Annotated in this window: 10 protein-coding genes; 7 read left to right on the top strand and 3 right to left on the bottom strand. The window is 59.4% G+C overall.

Annotation, left to right across the window (positions count from 1 at the left end; all coding sequences use genetic code 11):
* Positions 1-980: 980 nt before the first annotated feature.
* Positions 981-1,499, bottom strand: coding sequence for a hypothetical protein (locus LB516_RS11635; RefSeq protein WP_224719585.1), 519 nt, complete (start codon positions 1,497-1,499; stop codon positions 981-983).
* Positions 1,500-1,760: 261 nt separating this feature from the next.
* On the opposite strand from LB516_RS11635, the gene LB516_RS11630 reads away from it, so the two are divergent.
* The 3 genes from LB516_RS11630 to LB516_RS11620 all read left to right on the top strand — a co-directional run bounded on the left by LB516_RS11630 (position 1,761) and on the right by LB516_RS11620 (position 5,200).
* Positions 1,761-2,660: a hypothetical protein gene (locus LB516_RS11630; RefSeq protein ID WP_224719584.1), complete on the top strand. Its 900-nt coding sequence runs from the start codon at positions 1,761-1,763 to the stop codon at positions 2,658-2,660.
* 102 nt (positions 2,661-2,762) lie between these two features.
* Complete coding sequence (locus LB516_RS11625) at positions 2,763-3,152, top strand: hypothetical protein (RefSeq protein WP_224719583.1); 390 nt, start codon at positions 2,763-2,765, stop codon at positions 3,150-3,152.
* Positions 3,149-5,200: an ATP-binding protein gene (locus LB516_RS11620; protein ID WP_224719582.1), complete on the top strand. Its 2,052-nt coding sequence runs from the start codon at positions 3,149-3,151 to the stop codon at positions 5,198-5,200. The genes LB516_RS11625 and LB516_RS11620 overlap by 4 nt, the downstream gene beginning before the upstream one ends.
* Here LB516_RS11620 and lepA read toward each other — a convergent pair.
* The gene (gene lepA, locus LB516_RS11615) at positions 5,197-7,002 is read right to left on the bottom strand and encodes a translation elongation factor 4 (protein WP_031250437.1); all 1,806 of its coding nucleotides are present in this window, start codon (positions 7,000-7,002) and stop codon (positions 5,197-5,199) included. The genes LB516_RS11620 and lepA overlap by 4 nt on opposite strands.
* A gap of 269 nt (positions 7,003-7,271) precedes the next feature.
* Here lepA and LB516_RS11610 point away from each other — a divergent pair, with 269 nt between their 5' ends.
* The 4 genes from LB516_RS11610 (at position 7,272) to msrA (ending at position 10,696) form a co-directional block, all read left to right on the top strand.
* A complete protein-coding gene (locus tag LB516_RS11610) occupies positions 7,272-8,450 on the top strand; it encodes a TadE/TadG family type IV pilus assembly protein (protein WP_224719581.1) in 1,179 nt (392 codons plus the stop codon).
* Between the two features lie 181 nt (positions 8,451-8,631).
* Complete coding sequence (locus LB516_RS11605) at positions 8,632-9,336, top strand: DUF1223 domain-containing protein (RefSeq protein WP_224719580.1); 705 nt, start codon at positions 8,632-8,634, stop codon at positions 9,334-9,336.
* Between the two features lie 116 nt (positions 9,337-9,452).
* A complete protein-coding gene (locus LB516_RS11600) occupies positions 9,453-9,749 on the top strand; it encodes a hypothetical protein (protein ID WP_224719579.1) in 297 nt (98 codons plus the stop codon).
* A gap of 221 nt (positions 9,750-9,970) precedes the next feature.
* Complete coding sequence (gene msrA, locus LB516_RS11595) at positions 9,971-10,696, top strand: peptide-methionine (S)-S-oxide reductase MsrA (RefSeq protein WP_015314746.1); 726 nt, start codon at positions 9,971-9,973, stop codon at positions 10,694-10,696.
* A 70-nt stretch (positions 10,697-10,766) separates the two neighbouring features.
* Here the strand turns inward: msrA and LB516_RS11590 are convergent, their stop codons facing one another.
* Positions 10,767-11,771 (bottom strand): cytochrome d ubiquinol oxidase subunit II, encoded by a 1,005-nt coding sequence (locus LB516_RS11590; RefSeq protein WP_140660324.1) that lies wholly within the window; start codon positions 11,769-11,771, stop codon positions 10,767-10,769.
* Between the last annotated feature and the right edge of the window lie 22 nt (positions 11,772-11,793).

The following is an 11,793-nucleotide window of genomic DNA, read 5'->3' as shown; positions in this document are numbered from 1 at the left end:
CGCTGCGGCGGACGCATAGGGGGAGAACTGTTACCTATGTATCCGGTTCATTCTGTAACCCATCTATCGGCTGGACACTGCGAAGCAGCGACGGAGTGGGGGACGGCGTCCGCAAAGTCAAAATCGGGTCGGGGTTGGGGATAGCGGCTAGTCCAGCGTGCGCCTATCGCAGGTCAGCACCGCCCCCACTGTCCTGCCGGCAGGCAGGTGAGGGGCAGCGCCGACGCTGACTTTCCTGTCGCGGGCGGAGGAAGGTACCAATCTGCGAAGGTCAGCACCGGGCAACGCGAAGCGCCTTTGGCCCACACTCAAATCATTCAGGGAAGATGGCCGGCGCGCATGCCGGTGAGACAATTGCCTGAGCCCCGCGCCGGCCACTAGCGACCTTACAAAGGTCCGCCGCCCGATTTGTGTACCGGTCCCGCGCCGCGCGATCAACCGAGGTGGCTGCTTGGTATGAATTCGTACCAACCCTGCCGTGGGATTTGTCGCGGGAGAGCGAGCAGCAGTAGCAGCCCTGCCAGTTCCCAGGAACGTTCTAGCGCGGGCAGACCGACACTGGACACGCGACAGCCGTCACGGCCGAAAGCCTCTCGCGCTTGCTCAGCGTCGGCTTCGCATAGATCTTTTTCACGGATAGTCCCCCAATTGCCCGCTTCCAATGGATCATGTGTGGAGCTGATGTCAATGCGGGCGAACATCCCCGGAGTGGACTATCCTCTGAGTCAGCGCCGCCCCTCACTGTCCTCCCGGACGTTCGTCGTTCGAAAAGCCAAGCAGTTGGCTTTTCGTCCGCTGCGCGACCACTTCTCAACTCCCCGTAAACGGGGCGAGAGTAGCTGGCCGCAACGCCGGTGCTTTTCCTGCAACGATGGCGATTGGCGAAAGTGTCAATGACAGCGGCCCTCTCCCCGTCCCTATACGGGGAGAGGATGCCGGCAGGCAGGTGAGGGGCGGCGCCCGCGCCTGGAACCGAGCCGCTAGACGTGCCGAGAACCCCTTAGCAAAGTCCAGATCCACCCGACAAAAGTCGCCACCAGGAAGGGATAGCCTGCCGCCGGCAGCGGCGCCGAGGTCGGCAGCAAGGGCGCCCCCCACAGCACCACGCAAACCGACACCAGGAACAGCACGGCGGCAATGAACCCGGTCAGCCGCATCCACAGCGCGAAAGTGTTGGGCGCGCTGACCATGATCAGTGCCGCCGCCCAAAGCGAGATGCCGCCGACATAGGAAGGCACGCTGGCCTCCAGCCCCGCCGCATTGTCGGATAGAAGCAGGCTCTCGCCGGCAAGAAAGGTCAGGAAGCCCGCGGCCACGCAATCATTGCCGAGCCGCTGGTACTTCATGGTGAGCAAGGCCGTCGCCACCACGAGCGCCACGCCATCGATCGCCCACAGCGTTTCGCGCAGCGGCGCGCTGGCGACGAAAGTGCCGGCGAGACCAAAGATGCCGCCGATGGCGAGGCCGAGGGCTGCGGTGGTGTCTGAAGTGGTGCGCATTTTGATTTCCCCCAAAACGGAATGATAGTTCCGGACGAGAGGTTGTTAAAGGGCGGGCGTCCATTCGCGCCTGCTGCCAAGCTCCGGCAACCGACCGCAGCACATACCACACCTGTTTAGCTACTTACGTTTGGGCTTCATGCACAATTATGGTGAGATGGCTCGAGACTGAGCAACGTAGTGATCGGCTCACCTTCATCGCGATTGCATTAAAATATGGTCGGTATACTGTCTTGCTGGGGCTAATAAGTGGGTCGGGCGATGAATTTGAGGCGTTCATGGGAAGGCGTAGAGTGGCAGAATTATTCACTTAGATTGGTGCAACTCCGCCATGGCTCGTCGAACGTACAGATAGTTCCTGATAAGGTTCACGGAGACGCTGGTATAGAATTTTTTTCGATGGATGGCTGCTGTTACCAGTGCTATGCCCCGGAAGAAGTGGTCAGCGTTGCCAAAGCGTCGAGCTCTATGAAGGCAAAAGGGCGACGCGACCTGTCGAAGCTGAAGAAAAACAAGGCGGCGCTCTGCGGCATACTGCAGAATATCAAGATAAGGCGATGGATACTGATCTGTCCATTTCTTGACGACAAATCAGTCATCGCAGCAATAAGGACACGGGGCGAGGAGCTAAAGGGTGCCCTCCACGGCCTTGTAACCGACGATTTTGAAGCGCTGGTGCAGTCGCAGGACGATTTTATTCAGGAAATCGAAAATATCCGAAAGCAGTCATTCCCCGAGCTTCTAGAGATACCTACTCCCACCGTGGACGAAGTCGTTGCAAGAGATGGGGGGCCAATGGCCGCAACCTTGGAACGAAAACTCCGAAATGCATACAAATTGATTCCAAGAGAAGAGCTTCTCAAGCGGAAAACAGAGTACATCGTCGCCAACATAACGCGCGAGAATGCGTTGCAGTATCTGAAATCAGAACATCCAATTCTTTGGGAACGAGCGACAAAAGCCTTAACCGCCGAAGAGCGTAGGCTGGTGATGTTGGGAAGCAGTCAATCTGCTCCGCGCGAACAGTTGGTTGAGAGCCTAGGACGAATCACGGAAGGGCTACGGAATGACCTCCCTGACTTGGCAACCTCCAGCGTCACACAAATCTCACTAGGTACGCTGGCGGATTGGTTGCTGCGTTGCCCGCTCGATTTTGAGTAGGGATCAATGGCCCAGTCACCTATACCTCCGGCACAACACTTCTCCTTCGTAGAACGTCCTACCCCTCTTCCGGCAGACCTGAGAATATCGTGGCGCCTCGCATTGATTTTGCTGATGCTGTTGACGTCGAGAGCCAAGAAGGCATCGTTGGCAAAGCTTCACGTCATTAACGATGCGGTTCGTTCCCCTTCTGCGCAAAAGCGGTTAGCTAGAATAATAGCTGGCGACGCTTCTCCCACTGAATGGCGTGTACGTGTCGAGCCCGCATTCGGTCGAGCGGTCAACTTTTTGGTCGGAGAGAAGTTTGCATCGTGGACCAAGACTTCTCAGCGCGCTGCGCTCCAACTCACAAAGCTCGGTATCGAAGCTGCATCAAAGGTCTCTGCCTCCGACGAGGTGCTGGAGGAGGAGAAGCTGTTCTTAAAGAACGTAGCCCCCTCCTTGACTGAGCAATTCGTGACCGACCTCCTGGAAGCCGGAAACCGCCGATGATCCGCCTTCGACATCTCTCAATTCGTAGTCTAACGGCCGAAAAGAAATACGGAGCCGATTTACACTTCGGACCGGGTCTCAACATTATCCAGGCCGGAAACACGTCGGGGAAGTCGACTTGTCTGCAATCGATCATCTATGCGCTGGGGCTTGAGCGCTCGCTGGGTCCGAGACTGGATGTGCCGCTGCCTCACGCGATGCAGACTAGAATCCACACGACTGCAGATGAGCCGTACCAGAATGTTCTCGCTTCATATGTCGAGTTGGAAATCGAAAATGCCGACGGCGAAATTCTCGTCGTCCATCGTGATGTGGTCGGCGGAGCTGACAGGAAGCTTATAAAAAGCTGGAATTCTCCGCGCTTATCGAAGGGTGACTTATCTGGCGCACAACGAGATTTCTTCGTGCACGATGGCGGAGGGATGAAGAGAGAAGATGGGTTCCACAATTATCTTTGTCGCTTCCTAGGATGGGATCTTCCCAACGTCACTCGCTTCGACGGAACAGAAGGCCCCCTATACCCAGAGGTGATTTTCCCGATGTTTTTTGTTGAGCAAAAACGTGGATGGTCCGCCGTTCAAGGACCCTTTCCGACGTTCTTTCGAATTCAGGACGTTGCGCGGCGAGTAATGGAATTTCTGCTCGACCTGGACGCCGGGAAAATTCGACGCAGGCGTGCTGAATTGCGCCAAGAACTGTCCGCTGCAGAACAGGCATGGTCGATTTTAAGGCGGCAACTTGCCGAGACGGTTAGCACGGCCGCGCGGCTAATCGGGATACCGACCGCTCCCAACGCAGAGTTTTTGCATGAGGGCGCAGCACGAGTGGAGGCGCTTCAGGATGGTGACTGGAGGCCGATCGATGACATCATCGAGAGCTTCCAAAAACAACTTTCCATACTGTCAAATACACAACCCGCAGATACTGAGACCTCTTCACCAGAAATGGAATCTAAATTAGAACAATCCCTCACGAAAGTTAATGAGCTGCGATCCGACATAGAGATAGTTCGCCATGAATATAACGCTGCATTGCAGGAACACCAGTCGATATCGGGAAGGTTGTCGTCACTTCTGGTGGATCTTAGGAGAAATCAGGACGCATTGAAGTTAAAAAGACTGGGGTCCCAGATTGGTCAGTCGTCCAGTTCCGGGATTTGCCCAACTTGCCACCAAGATGTGCAGATGGAGTTGATGCCAAGCGTCTCCACGGTCGGTATGGGCCTCGAAGAAAATATCTTATTTGTACAGTCACAGCTCGATCTCTATCAATCTGCGGAACGGAAATCCAAGATCGAACTCGAGGATCTGCGGCTGCGTTATGCCAGCGTTTCTGATGAATTACGAGAGAAACAGCAAGAAATACGAACTCTTCGTCAAGCCTTAATACAGCCGTCCGATGCGCCTTCTAGGTCAGCTATCGAAGAGGAAATTAGGCTGCAACTGCGGTTGGACCGGCTAACATCAATACGTGAAGCGGTTGATGGCGCATTTGATGGACTAAAGGAGATTGCTGCCCGTTGGGCTAATTGTCAGGATCAGCTCAAGGCAATTTCCGGTAGTGATTTGAGCGAGGGAGATGGAGAGAAGATAAACTTCCTGCAGAACAACCTCAGAAACCTGCTGTCATTGTTCGCATTTCGGTCATTTCCCGTAAATGAGATAACGTTATCGAACGACAACCTCAGACCTCTTGCGTTCACTAGGAATAGAGACGGAGACGTTATCGAGCAGGAGCTTGGGTTCGAGATGTCTGCTAGTGATGCCATTAGAATGAAGTGGGCGTATTATCTGTCGCTACAGTACATGTCAGGTCGAAAGAAGACAAATCATCTGAGACTTACCATTTTTGATGAGCCTGGTCAGCAAGAAATTGAGCTACCTAGTCTCAATAGCTTATTTCGGTGGTCCGTAGAAAAACTCGGGGATCAGCAATTCATTGCAGCAACGTCGGAGCCGCTTGCCACAGTTTATGAAGCACTTGGCGATTTTAAGGCTAGTGTTCAGCATTTTGATGGTTTTATATTGCAGCCAATAAATGGACTTTAATCCCCCATCTTCAAGGCCTGGATAAACGCCTCCTGCGGGATATCCACCTTGCCGAACTGGCGCATCCGCTTCTTGCCCTCTTTCTGCTTGTCGAGCAGCTTGCGCTTGCGCGAGACGTCGCCGCCGTAGCACTTGGCGGTCACGTCCTTGCGGAGCGCCGAGATGGTTTCGCGGGCGATGACCTTGCCGCCGATCGCGGCCTGGATCGGGATCTTGAAGAGGTGGTGCGGGATCAGCTCCTTGAGCTTCTCGACCATCTGGCGGCCGCGCTTTTCGGCCGCCGTGCGGTGCACCAGCATCGACAGCGCGTCGACCGGCTCCTCATTGACCAGGATCGACATCTTCACCAAATCGCCCTCGCGGTAGTCGGTCAGGTGATAGTCGAACGAGGCGTAGCCTTTCGAGATCGACTTCAGCCGATCGTAGAAGTCGAAGACGACTTCGTTGAGCGGCAGGTCGTAGGTCAGCATGGCGCGTTTGCCGACATAGGAGAGGTCGGCCTGGATGCCGCGCCGGTCCTGGCAGAGTTTCAATATGCCGCCGAGATAGTCGTCGGGGGTCAGAATGGTGGCGCGGATCCACGGCTCCTCGATGGCCGAGATTTTCACCACGTCGGGCATGTCGGCCGGGTTGTGCAGTTCCTTCATCGAGCCGTCATTGAGGAGCAACCGGTAGACGACCGAGGGCGCCGTGGCGATGAGGTCGAGGTTGAACTCGCGTTCCAGCCGCTCCTGGATGATTTCGAGATGCAAGAGACCCAGGAAGCCGCAGCGGTAGCCGAAGCCGAGCGCCGCACTGGTTTCCATTTCATAAGAGAAAGAAGCGTCGTTGAGGCGCAGCTTGCCGACGGCGGCGCGCAAATCCTCGAAATCGGCGGCGTCGACCGGGAACAGGCCGCAGAACACCACCGGCTGCGCCGGCTTGAAGCCGGGCAGCGCGTGCGCGGTCTGGCGCTTGTCCTCGGTGATGGTGTCGCCGACGCGCGTGTCGGCCACTTCCTTGATCGAGCCGGTGAAGAAGCCGAACTCGCCGGGGCCGAGCTCGTCGACATTGATGCGGGCGGGCGTGAACACGCCGGTGCGCTCGACCAGGTATTTGGCGCCGGTGCCCATCATGCGGATGGTCTGGCCCTTCTTCAGCACGCCGTCGATGACGCGCACCAGCACGATGACGCCGAGATAGGCGTCGTACCAGCTGTCGACCAGCATGGCTTTGAGCGGCGCCGAGGCATCGCCCTCGCGCGGCGGCGGCAATTGGTGGACGATGGCTTCCAGCACGTCGGGAATGCCAAGGCCCGTCTTGGCCGAGATCAGCACGGCGTTGGAGGCGTCGATGCCGATCACCTCCTCGACCTGCTCGCGGATGCGCTCGGGCTCGGCGGCCGGCAGGTCGACCTTGTTCAGCACCACGACGATCTCGTGGTTGTTGTCGATGGCCTGGTAGACATTGGCCAGCGTCTGCGCCTCGACGCCTTGCGAAGCGTCGACCACCAGCAGCGAACCCTCGCAGGCGGCGAGCGAGCGCGACACTTCATAGGCGAAGTCGACATGGCCGGGCGTGTCGATGAGGTTGAGGATATAGTCCTCGCCATTGTTGGCGCGGTATTTCAGCCGCACGGTCTGCGCCTTGATGGTGATGCCGCGCTCGCGCTCGATGTCCATCGAGTCCAGCACCTGCTCCTTCATGTCGCGCAGCTCCAGCCCGCCGGTGGACTGGATCAGGCGGTCGGCAAGCGTGGATTTGCCATGGTCGATGTGGGCGACGATGGAAAAATTCCGGATGTGGTCGAGGGGCGTGCTCATGCCGCGCGCTTTAGCAGGGGCGGCAAGCGGCGGCAAGGCTTGGCGCCCAAGGGCTGCCTGGGGCAAACGGGTGCACCCGCCGATCTTATAAAGGGGAAGGGAATCCACCCGCGTTGCGTGCACCAATTCCGGCGTCAAAGTTACGCGCCGAACTTGTCGGCTTTTCACGGGACTTTGCCGAAAAATCGATAAACATTAACCAAGTCCGTTAGAGCATAATTTCCGACTGCCATGTTAGCCGGAGAGATATTCGTTTTAAGGATCAAGGCATGCGGGGGTTAGCAGGTAGGTTTGTCAGCTCGAGGAGCGGCTCGTTCGCGCCCATAATTGTCCTCAGCATGATCCCGCTAATCAGCGCGGTAGGCTTTGCGGTCGACTACACCTCTGCGGTGCAGACCCGGTCGACCGAGCAAGCGGCACTCGATGCCGCGATCCTGTCGATTACCACGATGGATACGGCTTCGACAAAAGCGCAGCGCCAGGTGGCGATGCAGGCTTCCTACGTGGCCAACGGTGGACAGGGCGACGCGACGCTGAACACTTTCACCGTCGCCGCCGATGGTACCGCCACCGCGCAGGCCTCGGCGAATTTCGCCATGCCGACCCTTTTTATGCAGATCGCCAGGATCAACACCGTACCAGTCGGCGTCTCCTCGGCTGTGAGCAAGACACCAGCGCTGGTTGAAGCTACCTTCAACGTCGATCACGTTTCAGGCTACTGGAATAAAACCATGACCCTGTATGGCCTTCCGTTTGGGTGGAACTCCAATACGACGCCTATCGCGATGATGAAGATCGACTACGCCTACAAGGCGTATAATTATTCCTACACGAGCGGGGGTAAGACTTATACCGCTGCGGACCCGAAAGGTTACGGTACGACCACTATTTCCACGGGGTCGGGAACATCTGCGAAGGTGGTTCAGAGCCAAGTGTGCACGCCAGTAGGACAAACAACCGATTTCACACCGACTGCGGGAACTTACAGGAGTACCGCGGTAGCAAAAAGCGGAAGTACGACCGGCTCCACCATCTATTTCAAAACGACATGCGTGACCACGAATTCCGCCGGAAGCAGCAGTGGTGCGACAGTCGACGTGAGCATGATGGATCAGGTTTATCTGCAGATGGATGTGCCGTCCGGACCGGTCAACCCGCTCAAGTCGAATAGTGCAAGCACGTCGAATCGGCTCTACCTCGGTGCCGGGTACAGCACTGCGGCACAAAAGGCCCTGAGCCCTTCCAAATACCTCCCCGTCGAGGTCAACAGCAACACAATCGTCGACATCTTCGGCGCTGTGCCCTGCAGCGAGACCAGCGACCAGGCATGGGAAGACGGCGGCAACAATCCTCCACTTCCAGACGTTACGAACGCCGACTTCTTTTACAGCGTGATGGGCAAGTGCGCCTTTAACAAGCGGGCATCCGACACGCTGCTGACACAGTGACGCTGCCGATCTCCCCTCGTGGGTGAGATTGGAGCTGGCGACCGTGTTCGCCAATCTCTGAGGCGCGCAGGGCAGAGCGCTCTTCAATCACAAACCGGTGAGCGTTGTAACGAAGCCGTCCGTGGCGGCGAAGTGGGGATATGAGCGGCGCATCGTGGCGTCGTCCCCACGGAGCAAGCCGATGTCGCCAGTCCTATCAAGCAGGTTTTTCGCACTCTCCGGCCTCGCCGCGCTGGCGCTCGCCGGATCGCTTGCCGGCGCCGTCGCCCAGCCGCTCACCGTGGTCGAGCTGTTCACCAGCCAGGGCTGCTCGTCCTGCCCGCCGGCCAACGCCAACCTCATCAAGGTCAAGGACCGGCCCGGCGTGCTGGCGCTGTCGTTCAACGTCACCTACTGGGATTACCTCGGCTGGAAGGACACGTTCGGCAAGCAGGAATTCACGCAGCGCCAGGTGTCCTATGAGCCGCCGCTCGGCCATGACGGGCCATTCACGCCGCAAGTGGTGGTCAACGGCCATGCCGACGTCGTCGGCGCCGCACCCGGCGAGATCGAACATCTGATCGCGGCCACGGCCAAGACCGGCGGCCTGTCGCTGGCGCTCGAGGGCGGCAAGGTCGCGATCGGCGCCGGCGCCGCTCCGGGCGGCCATGCCGATGTCTGGCTGGTGCGCTACACCAAGGGTGTCGTCGAGGTGCCGGTGGCGCGCGGCGAGAACACCGGCCGCACCTTGCCGCATGCCAATGTCGTGCATGCGCTGACAAAACTCGGCAGCTGGAGCGGCGACGCCAAGACGCTCGATCTGCCGGCGGCCTCGGGCGGCCTCAGCACCGCCGTGCTGGTGCAGTCGCCCGGCGGCGGACCGATCCTGGCCGCCGCCGCCAACTAGATCGCGTTCGAGCAGAGATTTGCCAAACAGAGATTTGCACCGCCGCATGAGCAGCGGTGCAAGAGCCCGGCCGCCCAAAGGGCGTGCCATCAACCCGTAAACCCAAGGAACCGACCATGACCACTTTCTCCCGCCTGACGCTGCCGGCGCTCGCCCTCGCTTTGTGCTCCACGGCGCTGTTTGCCGGCGGCATCGCCCGCGCCGACGATGCCACCAATGCAATGAAGCCCGCCGCCAACGCCATGGCGCCGGCCGCGGACGCCATGAAGCCGGCAACCGATGCGATGAAGCCCGCCGACCCGATGGCCACCAACGCCATGAAGCCCGCTACGGACGCCATGAAGCCTGCCACGGATGCGATGAAACCGGCGACCGACGCGATGAAGCCGGCAACGGATGCCACCGCCAATTGAGATTGGTGCGTGGCCTTCTGTCCCTGGCGGGCTCCCTGTCCAGCCGGGGACAGTTGCTGAAGCCCCCGGGAAAGGCTTGAAGCGGTTTTGCTTCGGCAACGAGGTCGAAACAGAAAGTCCGCAGGCGCACGCGAATGTGAGCCTCCGCCGCAACTCACGCATCGCGCCACCGTAGCTGATCCAATAGACTGATCCCAATGGAAGCCATGAGGAGTGCAACCATGACCACTATCAACAAACGTTCGACAGGCTTTGTCCGGGGCGCGCTCGCCGCCCTCGCCCTTGCCGTCGCGGGCGCCGCCTTCTGGCTGACGCCGGCCATCTCCGCCGAGGATGCCGTGAAGATCCCGCCGCCGGCAATCGACGAAAAAGCGGCCACCGGCACAGAGAAGGCGATCTTCGCCGGCGGCTGCTTCTGGGGCGTGCAGGGCGTGTTCCAGCACGTCAAGGGCGTCAGCAAGGCGGTCTCGGGCTATACCGGCGGCGCCAAGGACGACGCCGTCTACGAGACGGTCGGCACCGGCCGCACCGGCCACGCAGAGTCCGTCGAGATCACCTATGATCCGTCCAAGGTCACCTACGGCCAGCTGCTGCAGGTCTATTTCTCGGTCGCCCACAACCCGACCCAGCTCAACTACCAGGGTCCGGACTCGGGCACCCAGTACCGCTCGACGATCTTCGCCGAAAACGACGCCCAGAAGAAAATCGCGCAGAGCTACATCGCGCAGCTCGACAAGGCCAAAGTGTTCGGCGAGCCGATCGTCACCACGCTGGAGACCGGCAAGACCTTCTATCCGGCCGAGACCTACCACCAGGACTTTTTGACGCTGAACCCGACCTATCCCTACATCGTCTACAACGACCTGCCCAAGGTGGCGAATTTGAAGACGCTGTTCCCGGCGCTTTACAGCGAAAAGCCGGTGCTGGTGCTGTCGGCGAGCAACTGAGATTGCGAGGCGCGCCATTCTGGCCTTTCTCCCCGTCATTATACGGGGAGAAAGGCGCTGTCATCGCGCCTCAATCATACGTCAGATCCGTCGCCTTGCCGCCGAACACGCGGTAGGCATAGAACGAATAGAAGATGATGACCGGCAGCACCACCACGGTGCCGGCCAGGATGATCGCCAGGCTTTCGGGCGCCGACGCCGCCTGCCAGATGGTCAGGCGATCGGGCACCACATAGGGATAGAACGACCAGGCCAGGCCGGCAAAGCCGAGCGCGAAGATGGTGGCCAGCGTCAGGAACGGTGTCAGCGAATGGCGATCGTCAGGCCTCGGCAGATGGAAGGTCTGCCGCCACAGCCAAGCAAACAGCAGCGCCGACAGGATCGGCAGCGGCGACAGATAGAGCATCTCGGGCCAGACGAACCATTTGGCGAAGATGCGCGGGCTGGCGAACGGCGTCGCCAGCGACACGGCGGCCATGCCGAGCGCGGTCAGCACCAGGGCGGTGCGCAGCCAGAGCACCGCCTTCTTCTGCAGCGCGCCTTCGGTCTTGTAGATCACCCAGGCGGAGCCCATCGCCGCGTAGGCCGCCGCCAGGCAGAACGCCACCAGCACGCCAAACGCCATGCCGCCTGGCCCGACATCGAGGCCGAGCACGTAGACGCCCAGCATATAGCCTTGCGCCAGCGAGGCGATGAGCGAGCCCAGGAAGAAAATACGGTTCCAGCGATGTTTCTTCCCCGCCGGCACCTTGGCGCGGAAATCGAAGGCGACGCCGCGCAGGATCAGGCCGACCAGCAGGACGAAGACCGGAATGTAGAGCGCCGTCAGGATGACGCCATGCGCCAGCGGAAAGGCGACCAGCAGCAGGCCGACGGCCAGCACCAGCCAGGTTTCGTTGGCATCCCAGAACGGGCCGATCGCCGCGATCATGGTGTCCTGTTCGGTGTCCTCGGCGGCGGCGAAGAGGATGCCGATGCCGAGGTCGAAGCCGTCGAGAATGACGTAGATCAGGATGGCAAGGCCCATCAGTCCGGCGAAGATGAGGGGGAGCAGGGTCGGCCAGTCATAGGTCATCTTGCTCTCCTCAGGCCCTGAC

It is taken from the genome of Mesorhizobium sp. CO1-1-7, assembly GCF_020164885.1.
GTDB classification, from domain to species: domain Bacteria; phylum Pseudomonadota; class Alphaproteobacteria; order Rhizobiales; family Rhizobiaceae; genus Mesorhizobium; species Mesorhizobium australicum.
Note: the sequence above shows the minus strand (reverse complement) of the source record. Positions and strands in the feature narration are given on the sequence as shown.

Coding starts and splice junctions, on each gene's coding strand:
- LB516_RS11635 (WP_224719585.1), bottom strand. CDS start 1,499: ATGCGCACCACTTCAGACACCACCGCAGCCCTCGGCCTCGCCATCGGC.
- LB516_RS11630 (WP_224719584.1), top strand. CDS start 1,761: ATGAATTTGAGGCGTTCATGGGAAGGCGTAGAGTGGCAGAATTATTCA.
- LB516_RS11620 (WP_224719582.1), top strand. CDS start 3,149: ATGATCCGCCTTCGACATCTCTCAATTCGTAGTCTAACGGCCGAAAAG.
- lepA (WP_031250437.1), bottom strand. CDS start 7,002: ATGAGCACGCCCCTCGACCACATCCGGAATTTTTCCATCGTCGCCCAC.
- LB516_RS11610 (WP_224719581.1), top strand. CDS start 7,272: ATGCGGGGGTTAGCAGGTAGGTTTGTCAGCTCGAGGAGCGGCTCGTTC.
- LB516_RS11605 (WP_224719580.1), top strand. CDS start 8,632: ATGTCGCCAGTCCTATCAAGCAGGTTTTTCGCACTCTCCGGCCTCGCC.
- LB516_RS11600 (WP_224719579.1), top strand. CDS start 9,453: ATGACCACTTTCTCCCGCCTGACGCTGCCGGCGCTCGCCCTCGCTTTG.
- msrA (WP_015314746.1), top strand. CDS start 9,971: ATGACCACTATCAACAAACGTTCGACAGGCTTTGTCCGGGGCGCGCTC.
- LB516_RS11590 (WP_140660324.1), bottom strand. CDS start 11,771: ATGACCTATGACTGGCCGACCCTGCTCCCCCTCATCTTCGCCGGACTG.